This is a genomic window from Gammaproteobacteria bacterium (assembly GCA_036381015.1).
Classification (GTDB): domain Bacteria; phylum Pseudomonadota; class Gammaproteobacteria; order Steroidobacterales; family Rariloculaceae; genus ZC4RG20.
Genome location: DASVDR010000037.1, coordinates 65,531 through 89,651, shown reverse-complemented (window position 1 = coordinate 89,651; position 24,121 = coordinate 65,531). Strand labels below are relative to the sequence as shown.

The window sequence follows — 24,121 nt, the reverse complement described above, 5'->3', positions numbered from 1 at the left end:
ATGCGACGTCTCGCAAATATCTATTCATCGTGCTTGCCGGGACGCTCGCGGGCACGGACGCCCGCGAGCGAGCCTACAGGGACGTATTCACGGCGGTCCCGGCAAGCACGATGCATAGATGTTTGCGGGACACGATAGTTGGGTTCCGCCTTCAAAGGCACTTCGCGATCTCGGTGTAGTCGACGGGCTTCGTCAGATGCCGGTCGATGCCGGCGTGCGCGGAACGCTCGCGGTCTGCACGCTGGCCGTAGCCGCTGATCGCGATCAGCTTCAGCCCGGTCCCGCCGGCGGACTGTTCGCGCAGCGCGCGCGCAAGCTGCCACCCGTCCATGTCCGGCAGCCCGAGGTCGAGCAGCACGACTTGCGGCGCGAACGCCCGCGCGATCTCGAGCGCCGAGTGCGCGTCGCCCGCGGCCCGCACCTCGTGCCCGGAACTCTCGAGCAGCATGGCGAGGCTGTGCGCGGCGTCCTCGTTATCGTCGACGACGAGGATCCGGCGCGCCGGCAGCGCCGGCGCTGCGGGCTCGGGCCTCGCGCCGGATACCCGGGCCGCACCGCCCGCGAGCGGCAGCCGCACGATGAACGCGGCTCCGCGACCCTCCCCCTCGCTCTTCGCCTCGACCTTGCCGTCGTGCAGATCGACGAGCCGCTTGACCAGGGACAAGCCGAGCCCGAGGCTGCCGTCGTCACGCCGCTCGTCGACGCGGGTGAACGGGTCGAAGAGGTGCGGCAACGCTTCCTTCGCGATGCCGATTCCGCTGTCGCGCACGGTGACCACCGCCCATCCTCGGTCCTCCTCGAGCGTGATCTCGATTCGGCCGCCGGCCGGCGTGAACTTCGCCGCATTGTTCACGAGATTCGTGACGACCTGCGCGAGCCGCACGGGATCGCCGTCGACGTGCACCGGCGCATCGGGCTCGGCGCGCACGATCGTATGCTCGCGCGCCGTGACGAGCGGCTCGCTCGTCTCGACGGAGTGGCGCAGCACGTCGCGCATGTCGAGCTTCTGCCGCCGGAGAACGATCTTGCCCGTCGTGATTCGGGACGTATCGAGCAAGTCGTCGACGAGCCTCGTCAGGTGCTCGAGCTGACGCTCGATCATTTCCTTGAGCTCGCGCACGCCGGGTTCCGCCGGAAGGCGGCGGCCGAGCAGCTCCGTCGCCGTCGTCAACGGCGCGAGCGGATTCCTGAGCTCGTGCGCGAGCGCGGCAAGGAACTCGTCCTTGCGCCGGGCGGCGTTCTCCAGCGCCTGCTCGGCGAGCTTGCGCTCCGTGATGTCGATGATCGAGCCGATGTAGCCTTTGAACTTCTTGCCGGGACTGAAGCGCGGCACGGCGGCCTGAAGGGCCCAGCGGTACTCGCCGTCGCGGCGGCGCAGCCGAAACTCGCTGCGGAACGGCTCGAGCCGCGCCTGGGCGTTGCGGAACGCTTCCGCCAGCGTCTCGCGGTCCTCGGGATCGACGGCATCGAGCCAACCCGCGCCGAGCCCGCTCGCCGGCGGGAACCCCGTGAACTCGTACCAGCTGCGCGACAGGAACGTGAACGCGCCGTCGGGCGCGCTGACCCAGACCATGAACGGCGCGTGATCCGCCATCTGGCGAAACCGCGCCTCGCTTTCGCGGAGCTGCGCCTCGGCGAGCCGTCGCTCGGTGATCTCCTGCACGACGGCGGCAAGCCCTACGATCTGCCCGCGCACCCGTACCGGGAAGAAGTCCTCCTTCCACGTGCGCGTCTCTCCCGGGCGCGCCGGCGTCTCGCCCCGTACCTCGACGCCGAGCCACGGCTCGCCGCTCGCGAGAATCTCGCGCCATTTGAGGTAAAGCTCGTCGGTCTCCTCGATGTCCGGGAGCAGCTCGTCGATCCGGCGCCCGATGTGCGCGTCGACCGGCAAGCCGTGCATCTCGGCGAGACGCTCGTTGATACGCTGGAAGCGCAGGTCGCGGTCCCAGAATCCGAGTCCGATCGGCGCGGCGGCGAAGATCGCGTCGAGCAGCGCGTTTGCCTCGCGCTCCCGCTCGCCCGCGAGCGCGGCCGCGAGCTCCGCGTGCTTGCGGTGCGTGATGTCTTCGCTGATGCCGACCCAGCCCCGGACCGTGTCGTCGTCGTTCATCAGCGGCACGGCGCGAATGCGCACCCAGCGCCAGTCGCCGCTCGCATGTCGGACTCGAAGCTCCTCGTCCACCGAGGAGCGGCGCTCGACCGCCGCACGCCAACGGGCGCGAGCATCCGCCGCGTCGTCCGGATGAGCGGCGCCGAGCCACCCGGCATGCACCCAGTCCTCCTCCGACTGCCCGGTGAACGCGCGCCAGGACGGCGAGTCCTCGATCCCCCGCCCTTCGGCGTCGCACGTCCACGTGACCGGCGACGAGACGTCGATCAGCGCACGGGCGCGGGCCTCCTCGGCGCGCTTCCGCGGCGTGATGTCGAGAGCGACGCCGAGCACGCGGACCGGCCGCCGCTCCGCGCCCTGGCCTTCGAACAGGGTCCTGCCCTTCACCAGGAGCCAGCGGATCGTGCCGTCGGCGCCGAGGGCGCGATGCTCGGACTCGAAGTGGCCGTCTCCGGACGGATCGTTCGATCTCCGGATCGCCGCCTCGACGCGCGGCCGGTCGTCGGGATGGACGTGCTCCGGGACGATCCCTTCGGCGCCGAAGGTGCCCGAGTCGGGCGGGAGGCCGAGGACGCGGCACATCTCCGGCGACCAGTAGGTGCGGCCGGCGGTGAGATCGACGTCGAACACGGCGGCCGGGATCACCTCGGCCCAGACGCGAAACGCCTCCGCCCGCGGGCCCGCCGAAGCCTGTGTCGCGGCGATCGCCACGGGATATCCGCCGTCGTCGCGCAGCAACGCAAGCGACAGCATTCCGAAGCGCGCCTGCCCATCCTTCGTGACGCGCGAGCTCTCGACGGCGCGCACGAGCGCACCGGCCGCGCATTGCGCGCGCAAGTCCTGTTCGCGTCCGCGTTCGCCTGGCGGAACGAGCATCGTGTAGGGCTGCCCGATCAGCTCGTCCCTGCGCCAGCCGTACCAGGCTTCGGCGGCGGCGTTCGCATCGAGGATGCGCCCGTCGAGGTCCTCGATGACGATCGGCTCCACCGCATCGACGAACAGTCGCTCGTGGAGCAGGTCGAGGCCCGGGTAGGCCGTTTCAGATCGCATCAGCACGCTGTCGCGTCCGGGGCAACGTCGGATGGCGCGTCGTGCCGCGCCGCCGGCCGATCACTGAGCGGATCGAACGACGAGCGTGACTCCGCCGCGAACGATGAACGTGCACCGTTTCCCGCCTGCCACTCCGGGCAAGTGAGTCCTGCTGTATGTCCCGCGCAAACGGCCGCGATGGGTAGCGGCGGTCCGGTTCGGGCCGAGTATAGCTCGCCGACGAAAGCGGACCAATGCGGGTTTCCGGCCGTGCAGGCTGCGTCGATCGGCGCACCGATCGCCCGGGAAGCCGGCCACTTGCATGGAAGCGCGCTCCGGATCTACTGTCGCGACGATCTCGCTCCGAGGAATACCAATGACGAATCTCGGCCGCCCGCGCCGCGGGGACATGCTCCTTGCCGGCTTCCCTCCGACCGCGCCCGCCGACCGGCTTCGGCCGTCGAGCGCCGCTCGGCCGCGCGTCCGCCTCGCGGTCGCCTCGCTGCTCGTTGCCGCCGTGCCCGCCGCCGCGCAGACGGACGCCGAGGTTGCGATCGACGCGGACGACATCGGCGGCATCGTCACGAGCCCCGATGGTCCGGAAGCGGGCGTCTGGGTCATCGCCGAGACCGACGATCTCGGCACGCGCTTCGCCCGGATCGTCGTCACGGACGACACCGGCCGTTACGTCGTGCCCGACCTGCCCGACGCCGACTATCGCGTCTGGGTCCGCGGCTACGGCCTCGTCGACTCCGAGAAGGTCGCCGCCCGGCCGGGCCGCCACGTGAACCTCGATGCCGTCGTCGCGGAGGACGAAGCCGCCGCGGCCCGCGTCTATCCCGCGATCTACTGGTACTCGATGATGAAGCTGCCGTCGCCGGCGGAGATCGCCCACGTGCCGGGCGGGCTGAATCAGTATCTCGCGACGATGAAGAACCTCGGCTGCGTCGGCTGCCACCAGCTCGGGCATCTCGCCACGCGAACGATTCCGCCCGCGCTCGGCGACTTCGAAAGCTCCGTCGATGCGTGGACGCGTCGTCTTCAGTCGGGGCAGGCCGGCGGCCAGATGATCCGGATCGCCGGCGGGCAGCTCGGCGGCGTGCCGTTCCGCTATCTCGCCGATTGGACCGACAGGATCGCGGCCGGCGAGCTGCCGCGCACGCGGCCCGAGCGGCCGGCCGGCATCGAGCGCAACGTGGTCGTCACCGTGCGCGATTGGTCGACCGAGAAGGCGTACATGCACGACCTCTCGTCCACGGATCGCCGCAATCCCACGTCGAACGCCTACGGCAAGCTGTACGGCGCGCCGGAGCTCAGCACGGACGAGTTCCCGATCCTCGATCCCGTCGCGAACACCGCCACGAGCTTTCACGCGCCGGTTCGCGACGCCGACACGCCGACGACCGCGTCGACGCCGCCGGTGCAGCCTTCCCCGTATTGGGGCAACGAAGCGATTTGGGACAGCCGCGCGAACGCGCACAACCCGATGTTCGACCACCTCGGCCGCGTCTGGTACACGGCGCGCATCCGCGCGCCCGCGAACCCGGACTTTTGCCGAGGAGAATCGGACCAGCCGTCCGCGAAGCTCTTCCCGCTCGAGCGCTCGGGTAGGCAGCTGGCGGTCTACGAGCCGGACACGGGCGAGTACACGTTCGTCGACACGTGCTTCTCCACCCATCACCTTCAGTTCGACGATGACCCCGACCACACGCTGTGGACGAGCGGCGGCGGCCAGGTGGTCGGCTGGCTGAACACGAAGCTGTTCGACGAGACCGGCGATGCGGCACAAGCCCAAGGCTGGACGGCGCTCGTCCTCGACACGAACGGCAACGGCCGCCGCGACGACTACGTCGAGCCCGACGAGCCCGTGGATCCGTCCAAGGACAAGCGCATCGTGGCGGGCTTCTACGCAGTGATGCCGAGCCCCGTGGACGATTCGGTGTGGGGCTCCACGTTCGGCTACCCGGGGTCGATCGTGCGCCTCGATCCCGGTCCGAATCCGCCCGCGACGGCGCTCGCCGAGATCTACAACGTGCCGCTGCCGGGATTCGGTTCACGAGGCGCGGACATCGACGGAAACGGCGTCGTCTGGGTCTCTCTCGGCAGCGGGCATCTCGGCGCGTTCGATCGGCGCAAATGCGAGGGGCCGCTGAACGGACCCGAGGCCACCGGCGACCACTGCCCGGAAGGCTGGACGTTTTACCGCTTCCCGGGCCCGGGCTTCGACGACCTTCCGGAGCAAAGCGCCGAGTCGAGCTACTACACGTGGGTCGACCAGCACAACACGCTCGGTCTCGGCGAGAACGTGCCGATCGCGACCGGCAACCTGTTCGACGGCGTGCATGCCCTCGTCGACGGCGAGTTCGTCACGCTGCGTGTGCCCTACCCGCTCGGCTTCTATACGAAGGGCTTCGACGGCAGGATCGACGATCCCGACGCGGGCTGGAAGGGCCGCGGGCTCTGGGTGCCGAGCGGCGACCGCACGCCCTGGCTGATGGAAGGCGGGAAGGGTAACAAGCCGCTCGTCGTGCACTTCCAGGTGCGGCCGGATCCGCTCGCGAAGTGAGCTGGCCCCCGGCCCTCAATCCGCCCAGCGAAGATCGGCCGTCGGCAAGGGCTTGATCGTCACGCGGTCGCCGATATCGACCCACGGCTTCGCGAGCACGCGATCGACGTAGAAGAAGACCGGAGCGATCGCGTGCGCGTCGAGGAGCCGCTGCTCCGCTTCGTGCAGCAGCGCGAGCCGGCGTTCGGAGGACGTCTCGCGGTGCGAGCGCTCGAGAAGCTCGTCGTAGACGGGGTCGGAGAAGCCGACGAAGTTGTTCGGCGAGCCCGTGCGAAAGATTTCGAGGAAGGCATACGGGTCGTCGAAGTCGGCGCGCCACGAAAGCCGGGCGACGTCCCAGGCCGACGGGTCGCGCAGCGTATCGAGGAACACGCCGAACTCCATGTTCCGAAGCTCGGTCTCCACGCCGAGCGCCGCCCGCCACATCGACGCGACCGCAACCGTGATCAGCCTGATGCCTTCGTTCGTGTTGTAGAGGACGCGCAGCCGCGGCGGAGCGCCGCCGTCGCGCTCGAGCAGGGCTTTCGCGGCCTCGTCGCGCGCCTCCGGGCTCAGGTCGGCGAATCCGACGCGCGCGGGCTCGTAGCCGGCGAACATCGGCGGCACGAAGGAGTACGCGGGAGGCTGCCTGATCCCGGTCACCTCGGCGGTGATGATCTCGCGCCGAATCGTCGCGGACAGCGCTTCGCGAAGCGCGGGCGAATCGGCGAGCGGCCCTTCGCGTAGGTTGAAGGCGTAATAGAACGTGTCCTTCGTCGGGCGCACATACAGCTCGCCGGGGAACTGGTCGCGCACGATCTCGAGGCCCGAGGCCGGCACGACGTCCGTCAAATCGATGTCGGCGACCCGGTACGCCGTGAACTGCGCGAACTCCTGCTCGAACGGCACGTAGCGCACGCGCTCGATCGCAATGCGGTCTGCGTTTCGATACGTTTGGCTGCGCACGAGCTCGACGTATTCCTGATTGCGCCGCGACAGCACGTAAGGGCCGTTCGAGACCAGGTTCTCCGGGCGCGTGAACTCGCGATCGAAGCGCTCGACGCTCTCGGCGTGCAGCGGCACGAGCGCCGGATAGGTCAGCATCGCGAGGAAATACGGGGCCGGCGTCTCGAGCTCGATGCGCAGCGTGCGCGGGTCGAGCGCGGTGACGCCGAGCGCGTCCGGCGGGAGACGGCCGGCGACGATCTCGCTCGCGCCCCGTACCGCGACGAGCTTGCCGGCATGCGGGGAGCCGGTCGCCGGATCCACGAGCCGTCGGAACGACCAGACGAAGTCGTCCGCCTCGACCGGGGAGCCGTCCGACCAGCGCACGTCGTCGCGCAGCACGAACGTGTATTCCCGGCCGTCGGCGCCGATCGTCCAGCTCTCCGCCGCGGCCGGCACGACGTTGCCCCGGGCATCGAGCCTGACGAGCCCTTCGTAAAGGTCCATCAGCAACGATTCCTGCTCGACGAGGACGGAGAAGTGCGGATCGAGCGTCCCGATCTCCGCCGTGATGCCGCGGCGAAGCACGCGCGCGTCGTCGGTCGCAGGCGCGGGCACATCGCAGCCCGCGATCGCGAGCGCCGCCGACAACGCGGCGAAGAGAACGACGCGACCGGCCGCCAAACCCTTCATGCTCCCCCCCATGCCCCGCTTGGTCGCCGCACGCGCGGCCGACCGCGGCGATTCTAGCGCCGCCCCCCGGGGGCCGTGCCGTGAACTGCTACGCCGCTGGGCCGACGACGGTCCGGCCGCCCATGTAGGGGCGCAGCGCGTCCGGCACGCGGACGGTGCCGTCCGCTTGTTGATAGTTCTCGAGCACCGCGACGAGAGCCCGGCCGACGGCGACGCCGGAGCCGTTCAACGTGTGCAGCGGCTCCGGCCGCCCGGTATCGGGATTGCGCCACCGTGCCTGCATCCGCCGCGCCTGGAAGGCCTCGCAGTTGCTGCACGACGAAATTTCACGGTAGCGGCCCTGGCCGGGCAGCCACACCTCGAGATCATAGGTCTTCGCGGACGCGAAGCCGAGGTCGCCGGCGCAGAGCGCGACGACGCGGTACGCGAGGCCGAGCTTGCGCAGTATCGCCTCCGCGTGCGAGGTGAGCCGCTCGAGCGCATCGTAGGAGTCGTCGGGGCGCGTGATGTGAACGAGCTCCACCTTGTCGAACTGATGCTGCCGGATCATGCCGCGCGTGTCCTGCCCGTGCGCGCCGGCCTCGGACCGAAAGCACGGCGTATGCGCCATCAGGCGCATCGGCAGATCCTCCGCCTCGACGATCGTCTCGCGGACGAGGTTCGTGAGCGGCACTTCCGCAGTCGGAATCAAACGGTAGCCGCCATCGACGGCGAAGAGATCCTCCGCGAACTTCGGCAGCTGGCCCGTGCCGTACAGCGCGTCGTCCCTGACGAGATAAGGGACGTAGACCTCGGTGTAGCCGTGCTCGCGCGCGTGCACGTCGAGCATCAGCTGTGCGAGCGCACGGTGCAGGCGGGCGACCTCGCCGCGCAGCACCACGAAACGGCTGCCGGAGATCTTCGCGGCCGCGTCGAAATCGACGAGGCCCAAACGTTCGCCGACGGCGACGTGGTCCTTCGGCTCGAAGTCGAACTGCGGCGGCTCGCCCCAGCGGCGCACCTCGACGTTCGACGTCTCGTCGGCACCGTCCGGCACGCTGTCGTGGGGCAAGTTCGGCAAGCCCGCGAGGAAACCGTCGAGCTCCGCGCCGACCGCCGCGAGGGCCTGCTCGGCGCGCTCGAGCGCCGCACCGAGCTCGCCGACCTCCGCCTTCAGCGGCTCGATGTCGGCGCCGGCCGCCTTCGCCCGGCCGATCTCCTTCGACCGCTCGTTGCGATCGCGGCGCAGCGTCTCGACCTCCACTTGGAGGCGCTTGCGATCGGCCTCGAGCGCCTGGTAGCGCTCCCGGTCCAGCACGAAGCCGCGCCGCGCGAGCGCGCGGGCCACGTCGTCGAGATCGGTGCGAAGGAGCTTGGGATCGAGCATCGGCGCAAAACGCGAATCAGGCGACGAGGATACACGCCCTTCAGGGGCGCGACCACGCGAACCACCGCTCCATGCGCTGGCACCAGCCTTCCAGCAGCCAGAACGACAACGCGAACGCGATGAGGATGCCGGCCGCATTGGCGGCGATGTCGCGCGGATCGAAGCTGCGGCTCGCGACGCTCAATTGCAGCAGGTCGAGGCCGGCGCCGAGCGCGAAAAGCACCAGCGCGATCCACACATGGCGCGCGCGCGGGTAGAGGCCGGCGAACCAGACCATCAGCAGGAAGTAAGACGTGCCGTGCTGCAGCTTGTCGCTGAAGCCCAAGTCGGGCACGGCGGCGCCCGGCAGCAGGCTCCCCGCGCACACGCCGGCGACGAGCAGCCAGCCCAAGAGCATCCACACCCAGCGGTAACGCAGCGGCAACATCGGCGGGCTAGCGGGGCGTTCCGATGACGTCGACACGGCGCGGCGGATCGAACTCGAAGAGGTCCTCGTCGAGCTCGGGGTTCACGGCGACGTTCGACAGCTCGATCTCGGTGGTCTGGTTCAAGCCGTCGACGAGCTCGAGGCGCTGCGGTGTCGTGTCGCGAAAGCCGATCAATACGGACATGAAATCCGTGCCCTGAAGATTCGGCGCGAGACGCACCCACTCGAGCCCGTCGCGCTCGAAGCGCTCCACGACGTCGAAGCCGTCGCGCACCGCACGGTCGCCGCTCAGCAACATCGCCGGCGTCGATGCGACGTCGTCGTCGAGCGGCGTCACGGTGACCTGCTCGAGCTCGACGTCGTAAATCCAAAGGTTCTTGCCGTCGGCCACGACCAGCTGATCGAACGGCTGCTCGTAGTGCCAGCGGAAGCGCCCCGGGCGGCTGAGCGCGAGCGAGCCGGACGACGTCTGCATCAGCCGGCCGTCCGCGCCGTGAAGCTGCTGCACGAAATCGGCCTGGAGCGATCGGACCTCGTCGAGAAACGTGTCGAGCACGCCCGCCGGCTGCGCCGCATCGGACTGCTCGCGCCCCGGGCTCTCGTCCGGATCCTCGGCCGGCTGTTGAGGCGACGCGGGAGCCGCGAAGGCGGCGGCGACGACGATCGACGAGACGATCGCGGCGGGCAAGCGGCACCGCCGCTCAATCGGAAGCCGGAGGCGGCGCGAGAACCTCCCTGAAACCATTCGACTGCAACTCTCCAACGATGCCGGCCTCCTCCATGGTCTCGACGAGTCGCGCCGCGCGGTTGTACCCGATCTTCAAGCGCCGTTGGATGCCCGAGATCGACGCCTTCCGCGTTTCCGTCACGATCCGCACCGCTTGATCGTAAAGGGGATCCTGCTCGCCGTCCAATGCTCCCCCGGGCTCGGCATCGAAGCCTCCCGAAGCGTCGCCGCCCGGGCCGTCGAGAACCTCGTCGATGTAGGTCGGCTCGCCGCCCGCGCGCAACGCGCGCACGACCGCGTGCACCTCGTTATCGGAGACGAAAGCCCCGTGGACGCGCATCGGAATCGACGTTCCGCCCGGCAGATACAGCATGTCGCCGTGGCCGAGCAGATGCTCGGCGCCGATTTGATCGAGGATCGTCCGGGAGTCGACTTTCGCCGACACCTGAAACGCAATGCGGCACGGAATGTTCGCTTTGATGAGCCCGGTGATCACGTCGACGGACGGCCGCTGCGTCGCGATGATCATGTGCATGCCGGACGCACGCGCCTTCTGCGCGAGACGCGCGATCAGCTCCTCGACCTTCTTGCCGACCGTCATCATCATGTCCGCGAGCTCGTCGATGATCACGACGACGTACGGCAGCGGCTCGAGATCCGGGGGCTCGTCGTCCTCGAGCACCTTCTTGAACGTCGGGTCCTTGAGCGGCTGGCCTTTCGCGGCGGCGTCGGCGACCTTCTTGTTGTAGCCCGCGATGTGCCGCACGCCGAGCCCGGCCATCAGCGCGTAACGGCGCTCCATCTCCGCGACGCACCACCGCAGCGCATTCGCCGCCTGCTTCATGTCGGTGACGACCGGCGCGAGCAGGTGCGGGATGCCTTCGTAGACGGAGAGCTCGAGCATCTTCGGGTCGATCATGATCAGCCGCACGTGCTCGGGCGTGGCCTTGTAGAGAAGGCTCAGCACCATTGCGTTGATCGCGACGGACTTGCCGGACCCCGTGGTGCCGGCGATCAGCAGATGCGGCATGCGCGCGAGATCGGCGACGACCGGCTGGCCGCCGATGTCCTTGCCGAGCGCGAGCGTCAGCGGCGATTTCAGCTGGTCGTACGCCTCGGACTTGATGATCTCGCCGAGGGCCACGAGCTCGCGCACCTCGTTCGGAATCTCGAGCCCGACGTGCGGCTTTCCGGGGATGACCTCGACGACGCGCACGCTGATCGTCGAGAGCGAGCGGGCGAGGTCCTTCGACAGGTTCGTGATCTGGCTCACCTTGACGCCGGGCGCGGGCTTCAGCTCGAAGCGGGTGACGACCGGACCCGGGTGCACGGCGACGACCTCGACCTCGATCCCAAAGTCCGCGAGCTTGATCTCGACGAGGCGCGACATCGCCTCGAGTGCCTCGGCCGAATAGCCGCCTTCGCGGGGCGGAGGATCGTCGAGCAGGGACAGCGGCGGCAGCTCGCCGGACGTGACCGGCTCGAACAGCGGGACTTGCCGCTCGCGCTCGACGCGACCGCTCGTCTCGACCCTCTCGATCGTCGGCTCGATCCGCGGCGCCTTCGCCTTCGGCTTCGCGCGGCTCTTCGCCACGACCTCGTGGCGCTGCTGCTTCGCCCGGCGGCCCACGAAGAACAGCCGGATGCGGCCGAAGAACGCGTTGATCGCGCTGAGCACGGCGAAGACCGCGCGGCCGATGCCGTCCATGATCGCGAGCCACGAGACGCCGGTCGCGAGCGACACGGCCCCGAGCCACACCACGAGCAACAGCACCGTCGCACCGAGGATGCCGAGGACATTCGACAGGCCGACGCCGACCAGCTGACCGAGGACGCCCCCGGCCGTCTCCTGAAGCTCGGGCGCCGTGAAGTGCAGCGTGGCGAGGCCGGAGCTCGTCGCGATCGTCACGAGCACGCCGACGACCTTGTAGAACGCCGAAGCCCGCGGCAAGGCCGCATCGCGGGGCCGGAACAGCAGCACGCCCCCGAGCAGCACGAGCACGGGGAACAAGTACGCGGGAAGCCCGAACAGCAGGAACGCGACGTCCGCGAACCACGCACCGGCCGGACCCATCCGGTTCGAAACGGACGAGTCGTCGCCGGTGACGGTGAAGGCGGGGTCCGACGGGTCGTAGCTCAGCAGCGCCCACAGCAGAATCAGGGCGAGGCCGGTCAGCACCCAGAACGCGGATTCCTTCAACCCTTTGATCCGAGGCACGAAGAACCCCTGCACGTCCGTGCTCGTCTTTGCTCTTGTCAAGTTCTACCGCAGATTCCGATCTTAAGGGCCTGATTATACGTCTCGCCGACCCGGATCAAAGCCGACTCCTTCCGGCCGCGAAAAATAGTGTCAGATGCCGAAAAATGGTGTCTGACACCCATTTCGGTAGACCTTTTCGAACCCGTCTTCGGACGGCTACACTGGCCCGGCCGGGCGCGAGAAGATGGACCTGGAACGCCTCACCACACTCGACGACGTCGAGCCGCGGGAGTGGAACGCGCTCGCCGCCGGCCACCCTTTCCTGCGCCACGAGTTCCTGGCCGCGCTCGAGCACAGCGGTTGCGTCGGCGCGCGCACGGCGTGGCAGCCCTGCCACATCGGCGTCCGGGACGAGGCAGGCGGCCTGATCGGTGCACTGCCGCTTTACCTCAAGCACGACTCCCGCGGCGAGTTCGTCTTCGACTGGAGCTGGGCGGACGCGTACGAACGAGCGGGCCGAAGCTATTACCCGAAGCTCGTCGCGTCGATCCCGTTCACGCCGGCCACGGGCCCGCGGCTCCTCGTCAGGCCGGACGCGGACCGCGCCGCCGTCGTCCGGCGCATGGTCGCGGCGGCGCTCGCGCTCCAGGAAGAGCTCGAAGCCTCGTCGGTCCACGTGCTGTTTCCGACCGACGCCGAGCGCGCAGCGCTGTCGGCCGCCGGCTTTCTCGTCCGCAAAGGCTGCCAGTTCCACTGGCACAATCCGGGCTATGTCGACTTCGACGACTTTCTCGGCCGTTTCAGCTCCGAGAAGAGAAAGAAGGTGCGCCGCGAGCGGCGCCGGATTGCCGAAGCCGGCATCCGTTTCGAGCACCTGGCCGGCGACGAGCTCGATGCCGAGGACTGGGACGCCGTGTTCGCGTTTCACGCCCGCACGTTCCTGCGCCGCGGGCGGCCGCCCTACTTGAACCGCGCCTTCTTCGAAGAGATCGCGCGGACGATGCCGGAGAACGTCGTCGTGATCCTCGCCCGTCACGGCCGAGCGCCGATCGCCGCCGCGATTTGCTTTCGCGGAGACGACGCGCTCTATGGGCGCTACTGGGGCAGCCTCGCGGACTTCCACAGCCTGCACTTCGAGGCGTGCTACTACCAGGGCATCGAGTACTGCATCCGGGAACGACTCGGAACGTTCGAGCCCGGCACGCAGGGCGAGCACAAGATCAGCCGTGGATTTACGCCGACGCCGACTTGGTCCTGCCATCGACTCCGCGACCCCGGCTTCCACCGCGCGGTGCAGCAATTCTTGACCCGCGAGACCGTGCAAGTGGATGCTTACATGGACTATCTCGAGGATCACGTGCCTTACCGGCGGGACCTGCGCGATTCCGAGCCGACATGAGCGCGATCCGGTGGCTTTCGGCCGGCGCCGACGTGGACGCGTTCCCACCGCCCGACGAAGCGCTGGAAGAACCGAACGGGCTGCTCGCCGCGGGCGGCGATCTCCGCCCCGAGCGCCTGCTGCTCGCCTATCGATGCGGGATCTTCCCGTGGTACGAGCGCGGGCAGCCGATCCTGTGGTGGTGCCCCGATCCCCGCGCCGTGCTCTTCCCGCCGAGCCTCAAGGTCTCGCGAAGCCTGCGGCGCGTCGTCAGGCGGGGCGAGTTCGAGATCACGGCCGACAGCGCATTCGACGACGTCGTCGAAGGCTGCGCCGCGCCGCGTCGCTACGGCGCCGACACATGGATCACGGACGAGATGCGCATCGCCTACTCCCGCCTCCACCGGCTCGGTTTCGCGCACTCGTTCGAGGCCTGGCGGGACGGCCGGCTCGCGGGCGGGCTGTACGGCGTCGCGATCGGTGCGGTGTTCTTCGGGGAGTCGATGTTCGCGCGGGCAACGAATGCATCGAAGGCGGCGTTCGTCGCCGCGGTGCGTTACCTCGAGGCGCGCTCGTTCGCGCTCATCGATTGTCAGGTCGCCTCAGCGCACTTGAGCAGCCTCGGCGCCGTCGATCTCCCCCGAACGAAATTCCTGAGGCTGCTGTCGAAGCTTTGTGAGCGGCCCGACCGGCGCGGCCGCTGGACCGCGGATTTCGCGGAATGGGCGGCGGCACGGAGGCGCAGCGCCGGCGGGGAGTGATCCCGCGCGACCGGCCGAGGGCACTGACGACCGCCGCTCGGCCGCCCCGAAGTGTTTGCCGCTTTCGCCGGCGATGTGCAACAATGCTGCGCCCCGCCAGGGCAGAACTGTTGTTTTCGTGGCAAAAGAAGACGCCATTCAAATTGAAGGCACGGTAATGGAGACATTACCGAACACGACCTTTCGCGTGGAGCTCGAGAACGGGCACATCGTCACGGCGCACATTTCCGGCAAGATGCGGAAAAACTACATCCGCATCCTGAAGGGGGACCGAGTCACCGTGGAGCTCACCCCCTACGACCTCACGAAGGGCCGGATCGTCTACCGGTCGCGCTAGACGCGCGGGCTCGCCAAATCACGAATCGGCCGCGCCGTTACGCGGGCCGCCGTGTGACCGCCTCGGCGCTCACGTCTATTCCGGCAAATGCTCGAGCTCGCGGGTCGCAGGCTCCGGCAGAAGCACGAGGGTCTCCTCGTCCGGAGCGACGTCGACGCGCACGTGGCCGCCGTCGACGAGCTTGCCGAACAGGAGCTCCTCCGCGAGCGGACGCTTGATGTGCTGCTGGATCACGCGCGCCATCGGCCGCGCGCCCATCTTCTCGTCGTAGCCGCGCTCGGCAATCCACGCGCGAGCGGCCGGCTCGAGCTCGATCGTGACGTTGTTCTTGTCGAGCTGCGCCTCGAGCTCGAGGATGAGCTTGTCGACGACGCGCGCGATCGACTTCTCGTCGAGCGGCTTGAACTGGATGATCGCGTCGAGGCGGTTGCGGAACTCGGGCGTGAACAGCCGCTTGATCACTTCCATCGCGTCGGACGTATGGTCCTGCTGCGTGAACCCGACCGACGCTCGGCTCATCTCCTGCGCGCCCGCATTCGTCGTCATGACGATCGTGACGTTGCGGAAATCCGCCTTGCGGCCGTTGTTGTCGGTGAGCGTGCCGTGGTCCATGACCTGAAGCAGCAGGTTGAAGACCTCGGGATGAGCCTTCTCGATCTCGTCGAGCAGCAGCACGCAGTGCGGATTCTTCGTGATCGCCTCCGTCAGCAGCCCGCCCTGATCGAAGCCGACATACCCGGGCGGCGCGCCGATCAGCCGTGAGACCGTGTGCCGCTCCATGTACTCGGACATGTCGAAGCGCACGAGCTCGACGCCCATCGTGAGCGCGAGCTGCCGGGTGACCTCGGTCTTGCCGACGCCCGTCGGCCCCGAGAACAGGAACGAGCCCACGGGCCGACGCTCGTCGCCGAGGCCCGATCGCGACATCTTGATCGCGGACGCGAGCGCCTCGATGGCCTCGTCCTGACCGAAGATCACGAGCTTGAGATCGCGGTCGAGGTTGCGCAGCACGTCGCGATCCGACGCCGAGACGGTCTTCGGCGGGATCCGAGCCATCTTCGCGACGATGTTCTGAATGACCTCGACGTCGACGACCAGCCGGCGCGATTCCGGCGGCTGGAGCCGGCAGTGCGCGCCGGCCTCGTCGATGACGTCGATCGCCTTGTCGGGCAAGTGCCGGTCGTTGATGTGCTTGCTCGAGAGCTCGGCGGCCGCGCGCAGCGCTTCGTCCTCATAGACGACGCCGTGGTGCTCCTCGAACCGCGTCTTCAGCCCGCGCAGGATCTCGACGGTCTCCTCGATCGAAGGCTCCGGCACGTCGATCTTCTGAAAGCGGCGCGCGAGCGCATGATCCTTCTCGAAGATGTTGCGGAATTCGGTGTACGTGGTGGAGCCGATGCAGCGCAGGTCGCCGTTCGCGAGCACCGGCTTGATCAGATTCGACGCGTCCATCACGCCGCCGGACGCCGCGCCGGCGCCGATCAGAGTGTGGATCTCGTCGATGAAGAGAATTGCGCCGGGCTGCTTTTTCAGCTCCGCGACGACGCCTTTGAGCCGCTTCTCGAAGTCGCCGCGGTACTTCGTGCCGGCGATCAGCGAGCCCATGTCGAGCGCATAGATCGTGCATTCGGACAGAACCTCGGGCACCCGCCCCTCGACGATGAGCCGCGCGAGCCCTTCGGCGAGCGCGGTCTTGCCGACGCCGGCCTCGCCGACGAACAGCGGGTTGTTCTTGCGCCGCCGGCACAGAATCTGGACGGTGCGCTCGATCTCGAGCTCGCGGCCGATCAGCGGATCGATCTTGCCGGCCTCCGCCTGCGCGTTCAGGTTCGTGGTGAAGCGCTCGAGCGCGCTCGGCTCGGCGCCGCCGCGGCCCTCGGGGCCGCCGATCGTGCGCTCCGTCTCGGCCTTGTCGTCGTGCAGCTTCGCGACGCCGTGGGAGACGTAATTCACGACGTCGAGCCTCGAGATGTCCTGGAGCCCGAGGAAATAGACCGCCTGCGACTGCTTCTCGCTGAAGACCGCCACCAGCACGTTGACCGGCGTGACCTCCTTCTTGCCGCTCGACTGAACGTGGAAGACGGCCCGCTGGAGCACGCGCTGGAACCCCAGCGTGGGCTGGACGTCGACGTCTTCGTCCTCGTCGGCCCGCAGCCGGGGGGTGGAATCGTCGATGAAATCGGTGAGCTCCTGCCGCAGCCGTGTGATATCCGCGCCGCAGGCCCGTAAGATCTCGATGACTTGCGGGACGTCGAGCAGCGCCAGCAGCAAGTGCTCGACGGTGATGTATTCGTGGCGTTCCTCGCGTGACCGCTGGAACGCCTCGTTGAGGCAGTATTCGAGTTCGCTCGAGAGCATCAGGTTTCTTCCATCGTACAGAGCAGCGGATGTTGATGCTGCTGGGCCATGCCGGTGACCTGAGCAACCTTTGTTTCCGCTATTTCATAGGTGTAGACGCCGCAGACACCCTTCCCCTTCGTGTGGACCTCCAGCATGATGCGGGTCGCCGTGTTGCGGTCGAGCGAGAAGACTTTCTGCAGCACCTGCACGACGAATTCCATCGGGGTGTAATCGTCATTGAGTAGAATGACGCGGTACAACGGCGGGCGTTTCAGGAGAGGGCGAGCCTCCTCTATCGCGAGCCCGTGGTCGTCGTCCCTGCCCGGTTTCAATCGCTCGTCGGACATACGCGGAATTCTATCGACCTTCCTCACTCAATTTACAGACGGATTCGGCACCTCGCAATGTTCGGGCGAGGCGTTCCGACCGCTGCCTATATGACAGCGCAAGTGGCATTAAATTCAGGCACTTGTCGTTTAACGACGACTTGTAGACGACACGCCCGGCTGCCTATGATTCCTCACCTGCCGGCGAGGGAAGGAGCGGACGGATCGTGATCGACGTCGCAAGAACGCTGACCCTCCTGAAGGAGCGCTCTCCGGAGCACTGGGTGCGGGCGGTCAATCGCTTCGGGCCGCCGATAGTCACCGCTGCCCTCGTGCTCGTGATCGCCCGTCAGCTCGCAGCGCTCACATGGACGGTGGTGCCGCATCACACCTTCGACCGTCCGGCGCCGGTAATCGTTCAGCCGGCCGCCGGAGCGGAGGAGATTTCGGCCGCGCGTTTCGCCGCCTTGGAGGGCGCGCACCTCTTCGGCGAAGCGCCGGCCGAGGCCCCTGCCGCGCCGATCCCGGCCGAAGTCGAGGCGCCGGACACGACGCTCAGCATCCGCTTGACGGGCGTAATCGCCGGCGGCGAAGGCGGCGGCGGATACGCGATCATCGCAAGCGGCCGGGACCAGGAGAAAAAGTACGGGATCGGGCAAGCGATCGACGGCACGAACGGCGCGACGCTGCAGGCCGTTTACGGCGATCGGGTGATCTTGAGCCGAGGCGGCCGGCTCGAAACGCTGCGCCTGCCGAAGGAGACGCCGACCACGGGCACGGGTCCCGCCGCCGCGCGGCTTGCAACGCCGCGCCCGGCGGCCGAAGAGGACGCGTCGCTGCGCACCGTGCTGAGCGACAACGCGTCGCGATTGACCGACATCATGCGAATGGCCCCGCACGTCGAAGGCGGCCAGATGGTAGGGTTCCGGATCAATCCCGGCCGCGACCGGGAGACGTTCGAGGCGCTGGGGCTGATGCCGGGCGACATCGTCACCGACATCAACGGCATCGTCCTCGACGATCCGAGCCGTGCGCTCCAGGTGTTCGAGGCGCTCGGAGAGTCGACGCAAGCGAACATCACGGTCCTTCGGGACGGCGTCCCGAACGTGATGGTCATCGACACCACGCAGCTTCAGAGCCTCGCACAGGACAGGCAGTAGAACTTACGTAGAGCATGGGGGCACGATCATGGATCCGATCTTGAAATCGAGGGGCGGCACGTGAACGCGGCGAGCGCGCTGCGCGCCGGCGCCGGCTTGCGCTCGACGTTTCTCGTCCTCGCCGCCGTCGCGGCCGGCGCCGCGCACGCGCAACTGCTGACGCCGAACTACCGGGACACGGATTTGCGCCAGGTGATCGAGGCCGTGGGCGCCGTCACCGGACGGAACTTCCTCATCGATCCTCGGGTGCGCGCTCAGGTCACGCTGATCTCGAACACGCCGATGTCGCCGGAAGCTTTCTACGAGGCGTTTCTCGCCACCCTCGCGGTCCACGGCTTCATCGCGGTCGAGGAAGGCTCCGTCACGAAGATCGTGCCGGACGTGAACGCCCGTCAGCTTCCGGGCGGGGCCGCCGAGGCGGAAGGCGAAGAGCTGATCACGCAGGTGGTGCGCGTCGACAACGTCGCCGCGCCGACGCTCGTACCCATCCTCCGCCCGATGCAGCCCCAATACGCTCACTTGGCCGCGCCGCCGGGCGCCAACGTCCTCGTCATCGTCGACCGGGCGTCGAACGTCCAGCGGCTGCTCCGCATCATCGAGCGCATCGATCAGGAAGCCGTGTCGGACGTCGAGGTCATTCCGCTCGAGAACGCCTTCGCCGGTGAGGTCGCGCAGACCTTGATGACGCTGACCCAGGCGGCGCAGGCCGGCGGCGGTGCGGCGATGGCGCAGATCATCGCCGACGAGCGGACGAACAGCATTCTATTGAGCGGCTCCGAGTCCGACCGCATGCGCTATCGCGCCCTGATCGCCTATCTCGACGCGCCGACCGAGGGCGGCGGCGACACGCGGGTCCGATATCTCAACTACGCGGACGCCGAGGAGCTCGCGATGCGCCTGCAGACGCAGTTCGGCGCGGGTGCCCCGGCCGCCGCGGGGGGCGAGGGCGGTGCGCCGCCCGCGGCCGAAGGTCCGGTCAGCATCTGGGCCGACCCCGCGACGAACGCGCTCGTGATGAGCGCGCCGGCGAGAGTCATGCAGGACATGATGGCCGTGATCGACCAGATCGACATCCGCCGCGCGCAGGTCGCGGTCGACGCGATCATCGTCGAGCTCACGGAGGAGAAGGCGGCCGAGCTCGGCGTGACCTGGATCGTCGCCGACGAGGACGATGCCCCCATCGGGCTGACGAACTTCGGAGCGACGGTCCGCGGCCTCCCGCAGCTCGGCGTCGCCGCGCAGGGCGACACGCCGTCGATCGACGTGATCCCGGACGGCATCCTCACGGGCGTCGGCAAGATCACTGACACGGGCACGAGCTGGGCGGCGCTGCTTTCGGCGCTGCGCGGCGACGGCTCCACGAACATCATCGCGACGCCGCAGATCACCGTCCTCGACAACGAGGAAGCCGAGATCTCGGTCGGACAAGAGGTGCCGTTCCTCACCGGGCAATTCACGAACACCGGCACGTCCGACGGCGCGATCAATCCGTTTCAGACCATCACGCGAGAGCAAGTGGGCACGCGCCTGCGGATCATTCCGCAGATCAACGAAGGCAGCGGCGTGAAGCTCACGATCGAGCAGGAGCAGTCGAGCCTCAGCCCCGGCGCGGGCGGCGCAGTGGATCTCGTCACGAACAACCGCACGATCACGACGTCCGTTTTCGTCGAGGACGGCGACATTCTCGTGCTCGGCGGGCTCATCGATAACCAGCTTCGGGAAAGCGAGCAGCGCGTGCCGGGTCTCGGCCGCATCCCCGGCCTCGGGTGGCTTTTCCGCGCTCGCAACACCGAGCGCGTCAAGACGAATCTGATGGTTTTCATCCGCCCGCGGATTCTGCGCGACAGCATACAAGCCAACTCGCTGACGAATGAGAAGTACGACTACATCCGCGAGCTGCAACGGCAGCAGGCGGAGGAACGCGTGCGGCTGATGCGCGAGGAATCACGTCCGGTGCTGCCGGAGCTTCCGGCCGGCCAGCCGCCGGCCGGCCAGCCTCCGGAGGCGCCGACGGACGAGGCTGCGCCGCCGCCGGGCGAGGCCGACGAGCCGGAAGGCACGGAACCGGACGATGGCAACGAACCCTGATCCCGCCGTCGTTCCGGTCCCCGAGGCCTCTGCGGCCGTCGAGACGCCGCGGCCGCGGCGCCTGCCGTTCGCGTTCGCGAAGCGGCACGGCGTGCTGATCCAGGACGTCGACGACGGCCGGGCGCAGGCGATCTATCGGGAAGGCGCGTCGCCGCTCAGCCTTGCCGAGGTGCGGCGCTTCGTCGGAATTCCGGTGAGGTTCACGCGAGTCGATGCGGAGAGCTTCGATCTGCGCCTGCAAGCGGCGTACGAGAGCGGCGCCGCGATGACGATGGTCGAAGGCCTCGACGACGATACCGATCTCTTTGCCGTCGCGCAGCAGCTGCCGGAGCCTTCGGATCTTCTGGACAGCGACGACGAAGCGCCGATCATCAGGCTGATCAACGCGCTCCTCACGCAAGCCGTGAAGGACAACGCGTCGGACATCCACATCGAGCCCTACGAGAATCGGCTCGTCGTCCGCTTCCGAATCGACGGGGTACTGAAGGAGGCGCTCCAGTCGCGGCGGGCGGTCGCGCCGCTCGTCGTGTCGCGCATCAAGGTGATGTCGAAGCTCGACATCGCCGAGAAGCGGCTGCCGCAGGACGGGCGGATCTCTCTGCGGATCGCCGGCCGTGCGGTCGACGTGCGCGTGTCCACGATCCCCTCCGGCCACGGCGAGCGCGTCGTGCTTCGTCTGCTCGACAAGCAGGCCGGCCGCCTGACGCTCGAGCACCTCGGAATGTCGGCCGAGGATCAGAAGGCCATGGATGAGCTGATCCATCGGCCGCACGGCATCCTGCTCGTGACCGGGCCCACGGGCTCCGGCAAGACGACGACGCTCTACGCCGCGCTCGAGCGCATCAACGATGCGAGCCGCAACATCCTCACCGTCGAGGATCCGATCGAGTACCACATCGACGGCATCGGCCAGACGCAGGTGAACACGAAAGTGGACATGACGTTCGCCCGCGGGCTTCGCGCGATCCTCCGCCAGGATCCGGACGTCGTGATGGTCGGCGAGATCCGCGATCTCGAGACGGCCGAGATCGCCGTGCAGGCGAGCTTGACGGGCCATCTGGTGCTGTCGACCCTGCATACGAACACGGCGGTGGGCGCGGTGACTCGGCTGCGCGACATGGGGGTCGAGCCGTTCCTGCTGTCGTCGAGCCTGATCGGCGTGCTCGCGCAGCGGCTCGTGCGCGTGCTCGATCCGGCAACCCGCGAGCCGTACACGGCGAGCGAATACGAGTGCCGGCTGCTCGGCATGGATCCGAGCGATCCGCCGACGTTGTACCGGCCGCCGGAAGCGGATGCGGGCTACCAGGGACGCACGGGCATCTACGAGCTGATCACCGTGGACGGGCGCATGCGCACGATGATCCACGACGGCGCCGGCGAGCACGAGCTCGAGCAGTATGCGCGCACGCGCGGCCCCAGCATCCGCGAGGACGGCGTCCGCAAGGTTCTCGCCGGCACCACCACGCTCGAGGAAGTGCTGCGCGTCACCCGGAGCGACTGATGCGCCCGGCGTCTGTGACGGTGGTGCATCCGGGGTCCGGGAGGCGCACGGCGTGATGCTTTCCGGGACCGCCGTGAACCCATCCCTGGGGGCTCGCTCGCGCGCGTCCCTGCGCGCGAGCGTCCCGGAAAGCATCACGCCGTACGCCTCCCGGACGCGACACCGTCACACGCCGCCGGTACCGATACCGATGTGGTCCCCACGGCTCGACGTCGCGGCAAGCGATTCGCGCACGCGCGCCCTATCGGACACCGCGACGCCTTCCTGCCCGCGCGACGGTTTCGCGGCGGGGATCACACAACCGAAGGGCATCCGCAAGACGCTGGCGCGCCCGGGAGTCGGTATGTCTCCGGCTTTCCGGGGCGCTCGCGCGCAGGGACGCGCGCGAGCGAGCCTACAGGGACGTACTTGCGGCGGTCCCGGAAAGCTGGAGACATGCCGGCTCCCGGGCCCCGAACGAGGGGAACCCAAGACGCGCCGCCCCGAACTAAGGGAACCCGAGACACCGGGCACTCTGCATCGGCGATGCCCGGAGGGGTGCGGCTGATGGGCGCGTATCAGTACGTCGCCGTCGACGCGAGCGGCAAGGAGCACAAGGGCGTCCTCGAGGGCGACACGCCGCGGCACGTCCGGCAGCTGCTGCGCGAGCGCGAGCTGCTGCCGGTCGACGTCGCCGAAGTCGAATCGCGCGAGCGCGCCAAGTCGCGCGCGCTGCCGCTGCGCCGCGGCATGTCCACGCTCGATCTCGCCCTGCTCACGCGGCAGCTCGCGACGCTGCTCCGCGCGGGCCTGCCGCTCGAGGAAGCGCTCCTCGCCGTCAGCGAGCAAACCGAGAAAGCCCGCCTGAAGAGCATCGTCCTCGGCGTGCGCGCAAAGGTGCTCGAAGGTCACTCGCTCGCGACCGGCCTCGAGGACTTCCCGCACGCATTCCCGAACGTGTACCGTGCGACCGTCTCGGCCGGCGAGCAGGCCGGGCGCCTCGACGCCGTCCTCGAGCGCCTCGCCGACTACACCGAGTCGCGCCACGGCCTGCGCCAAAAGGTCAGCCACGCCATGATTTATCCGATCGTGCTGACCTCGCTCGCGCTCGCGATCATCGTGCTGATGCTGATCTACGTCGTGCCGAAGGTCGTCGGCGTGTTCGAGAACACCGGGCAGACCCTGCCCTTGCTGACCCGCGCGCTGATCGCGCTTTCGACCTTCCTGCAAAACTGGTGGTTCGCGGTTCTCGCAGCGATCGTGCTGGCCGTAATCGGCGTGAGGCGGATACTGCGGACCGAAGCGGCGCGCCGCAAGCTGCACCGGTGGATGCTGAAGACGCCCGTCGTCGGCCGCGTGCACCGCGGCCTCAACACCGCGCGCTTCACGCGCACGTTGAGCATCCTCACATCGAGCGGCGTGCCCGTCCTCGAGGCGCTGCGGATCAGCGCCTCGGTGGTCACGAGCCTGCCGATGCGCGACGCCGTTCAAGACGCGGCCGTGCGCGTCAGCGAAGGCGGCGCGATCGGCCGATCGCTCGGGCAGTCGAAGCTCTTCCCGCCGATGAGCATTCACCTCATCTCGAGCGGCGAGTCGAGCGGTGAGCTCGATCGGATGCTCGAACGGGCGGCCGCGCACCAGGAAAGTGAAATGGACGGATTACTCGGCGCGTTGCTGAGCGTGCTCGAGCCGGCCCTGATCGTCGTGATGGGACTCATCGTGCTGGCGATCGTCATGGCAATTCTGCTGCCGATTTTTCAGATCAATCAGCTCATCGGCTGACGCTCCAGACGGCGCCCCGTAGGCATTGTGACGCGCTTCAAAACCTAGTGCGAAGACGCCTTGCGAGGATATTGCCAAGGTCTTACCTTAGGTTTATAACAGCGCCGATTCGGCAAGGGTATACCGGCTCATTGATCTGGGAGGGAGTGATGAAACGCGACGAGTCGGAACCGGAAGACGACCTGAAGGAAGACGAGTCCGCCGAAAGCGAGGAAGAAGACGAGGTCGAAGAGGTTACCGACAACGTGGGTGACGCGTCGGTCGAGATCAACGTCGAAGAACTGATTCAAGAGCTCGAGATTCAGGGCATCGCGCATCAGCTCGGCAAGGAAGCCGCTACGCGACGCCGTCTCGAGGAGCTGATGGAGCAAAGACGAGCGAGAAGAGAGCTGGAGGATTTCGAAGACTACGAGATCTGAGTGCCGGA

General features: G+C 68.1%; 17 protein-coding genes. 9 read left to right on the top strand and 8 right to left on the bottom strand.

Going from position 1 to position 24,121, the window contains the following annotated elements:
* Nucleotides 1-151 precede the first annotated feature (151 nt).
* Complete coding sequence (locus VF329_13185) at nt 152-3,160, bottom strand: PAS domain S-box protein (GenBank protein ID HEX7081961.1); 3,009 nt, start codon at nt 3,158-3,160, stop codon at nt 152-154.
* A 355-nt stretch (nt 3,161-3,515) separates the two neighbouring features.
* Between VF329_13185 and VF329_13180 the strand changes: the two genes are divergently transcribed.
* Nucleotides 3,516-5,705, top strand: coding sequence for a carboxypeptidase-like regulatory domain-containing protein (locus VF329_13180; GenBank protein HEX7081960.1), 2,190 nt, complete (start codon nt 3,516-3,518; stop codon nt 5,703-5,705).
* A gap of 15 nt (nt 5,706-5,720) precedes the next feature.
* On the opposite strand, the gene VF329_13175 is transcribed toward VF329_13180, so the two are convergent.
* From VF329_13175 to VF329_13155, 5 genes are all read right to left on the bottom strand, one after another.
* On the bottom strand, nt 5,721-7,322 hold the full coding sequence (locus tag VF329_13175; GenBank protein HEX7081959.1) for a peptide ABC transporter substrate-binding protein: 1,602 nt from the start codon (nt 7,320-7,322) through the stop codon (nt 5,721-5,723).
* Nucleotides 7,323-7,410: 88 nt separating this feature from the next.
* Nucleotides 7,411-8,688, bottom strand: a complete 1,278-nt coding sequence (gene serS, locus VF329_13170; GenBank protein ID HEX7081958.1) for a serine--tRNA ligase — start codon at nt 8,686-8,688, stop codon at nt 7,411-7,413.
* A gap of 40 nt (nt 8,689-8,728) precedes the next feature.
* A complete protein-coding gene (locus VF329_13165) occupies nt 8,729-9,115 on the bottom strand; it encodes a VanZ family protein (GenBank protein ID HEX7081957.1) in 387 nt (128 codons plus the stop codon).
* A 7-nt stretch (nt 9,116-9,122) separates the two neighbouring features.
* Entirely contained in the window at nt 9,123-9,803 is a 681-nt protein-coding gene (gene lolA, locus VF329_13160) for an outer membrane lipoprotein chaperone LolA (GenBank protein ID HEX7081956.1), read from the bottom strand.
* A 13-nt stretch (nt 9,804-9,816) separates the two neighbouring features.
* On the bottom strand, nt 9,817-12,102 hold the full coding sequence (locus VF329_13155; GenBank protein ID HEX7081955.1) for a DNA translocase FtsK 4TM domain-containing protein: 2,286 nt from the start codon (nt 12,100-12,102) through the stop codon (nt 9,817-9,819).
* A gap of 184 nt (nt 12,103-12,286) precedes the next feature.
* On the opposite strand from VF329_13155, the gene VF329_13150 reads away from it, so the two are divergent.
* The 3 genes from VF329_13150 (at nt 12,287) to infA (ending at nt 14,518) form a co-directional block, all read left to right on the top strand.
* Nucleotides 12,287-13,441, top strand: a complete 1,155-nt coding sequence (locus VF329_13150) for a GNAT family N-acetyltransferase (GenBank protein HEX7081954.1) — start codon at nt 12,287-12,289, stop codon at nt 13,439-13,441.
* Entirely contained in the window at nt 13,438-14,181 is a 744-nt protein-coding gene (aat, locus tag VF329_13145) for a leucyl/phenylalanyl-tRNA--protein transferase (GenBank protein ID HEX7081953.1), read from the top strand. The genes VF329_13150 and aat overlap by 4 nt, the downstream gene beginning before the upstream one ends.
* A gap of 118 nt (nt 14,182-14,299) precedes the next feature.
* Nucleotides 14,300-14,518 (top strand): translation initiation factor IF-1, encoded by a 219-nt coding sequence (infA, locus tag VF329_13140; GenBank protein HEX7081952.1) that lies wholly within the window; start codon nt 14,300-14,302, stop codon nt 14,516-14,518.
* Nucleotides 14,519-14,593: 75 nt separating this feature from the next.
* Here infA and clpA read toward each other — a convergent pair whose 3' ends face one another.
* Nucleotides 14,594-16,876, bottom strand: coding sequence for an ATP-dependent Clp protease ATP-binding subunit ClpA (gene clpA, locus VF329_13135; GenBank protein ID HEX7081951.1), 2,283 nt, complete (start codon nt 16,874-16,876; stop codon nt 14,594-14,596).
* Nucleotides 16,876-17,205: an ATP-dependent Clp protease adapter ClpS gene (clpS, locus tag VF329_13130; GenBank protein ID HEX7081950.1), complete on the bottom strand. Its 330-nt coding sequence runs from the start codon at nt 17,203-17,205 to the stop codon at nt 16,876-16,878. The genes clpA and clpS overlap by 1 nt, the downstream gene beginning before the upstream one ends.
* A gap of 206 nt (nt 17,206-17,411) precedes the next feature.
* Between clpS and gspC the strand changes: the two genes are divergently transcribed.
* The 5 genes from gspC to VF329_13105 all read left to right on the top strand — a co-directional run bounded on the left by gspC (nt 17,412) and on the right by VF329_13105 (nt 24,113).
* Nucleotides 17,412-18,344: a type II secretion system protein GspC gene (gene gspC, locus VF329_13125; GenBank protein ID HEX7081949.1), complete on the top strand. Its 933-nt coding sequence runs from the start codon at nt 17,412-17,414 to the stop codon at nt 18,342-18,344.
* 60 nt (nt 18,345-18,404) lie between these two features.
* Complete coding sequence (gene gspD / locus VF329_13120; GenBank protein ID HEX7081948.1) at nt 18,405-20,432, top strand: type II secretion system secretin GspD; 2,028 nt, start codon at nt 18,405-18,407, stop codon at nt 20,430-20,432.
* On the top strand, nt 20,416-21,933 hold the full coding sequence (gene gspE, locus VF329_13115; protein ID HEX7081947.1) for a type II secretion system ATPase GspE: 1,518 nt from the start codon (nt 20,416-20,418) through the stop codon (nt 21,931-21,933). Before gspD ends, gspE begins: the two co-directional genes overlap by 17 nt.
* Nucleotides 21,934-22,479: 546 nt before the next feature.
* Complete coding sequence (gene gspF, locus VF329_13110) at nt 22,480-23,694, top strand: type II secretion system inner membrane protein GspF (GenBank protein ID HEX7081946.1); 1,215 nt, start codon at nt 22,480-22,482, stop codon at nt 23,692-23,694.
* A gap of 149 nt (nt 23,695-23,843) precedes the next feature.
* Nucleotides 23,844-24,113, top strand: a complete 270-nt coding sequence (locus VF329_13105) for a hypothetical protein (GenBank protein ID HEX7081945.1) — start codon at nt 23,844-23,846, stop codon at nt 24,111-24,113.
* Nucleotides 24,114-24,121 lie beyond the last annotated feature (8 nt).

Coding starts and splice junctions, on each gene's coding strand:
- gspE (HEX7081947.1), top strand. CDS start 20,416: ATGGCAACGAACCCTGATCCCGCCGTCGTTCCGGTCCCCGAGGCCTCT.
- VF329_13185 (HEX7081961.1), bottom strand. CDS start 3,160: ATGCGATCTGAAACGGCCTACCCGGGCCTCGACCTGCTCCACGAGCGA.
- VF329_13165 (HEX7081957.1), bottom strand. CDS start 9,115: ATGTTGCCGCTGCGTTACCGCTGGGTGTGGATGCTCTTGGGCTGGCTG.
- VF329_13105 (HEX7081945.1), top strand. CDS start 23,844: ATGAAACGCGACGAGTCGGAACCGGAAGACGACCTGAAGGAAGACGAG.
- clpA (HEX7081951.1), bottom strand. CDS start 16,876: ATGCTCTCGAGCGAACTCGAATACTGCCTCAACGAGGCGTTCCAGCGG.
- VF329_13175 (HEX7081959.1), bottom strand. CDS start 7,322: ATGAAGGGTTTGGCGGCCGGTCGCGTCGTTCTCTTCGCCGCGTTGTCG.
- aat (HEX7081953.1), top strand. CDS start 13,438: ATGAGCGCGATCCGGTGGCTTTCGGCCGGCGCCGACGTGGACGCGTTC.
- gspF (HEX7081946.1), top strand. CDS start 22,480: ATGGGCGCGTATCAGTACGTCGCCGTCGACGCGAGCGGCAAGGAGCAC.
- clpS (HEX7081950.1), bottom strand. CDS start 17,205: ATGTCCGACGAGCGATTGAAACCGGGCAGGGACGACGACCACGGGCTC.
- VF329_13150 (HEX7081954.1), top strand. CDS start 12,287: ATGGACCTGGAACGCCTCACCACACTCGACGACGTCGAGCCGCGGGAG.
- VF329_13180 (HEX7081960.1), top strand. CDS start 3,516: ATGACGAATCTCGGCCGCCCGCGCCGCGGGGACATGCTCCTTGCCGGC.
- serS (HEX7081958.1), bottom strand. CDS start 8,688: ATGCTCGATCCCAAGCTCCTTCGCACCGATCTCGACGACGTGGCCCGC.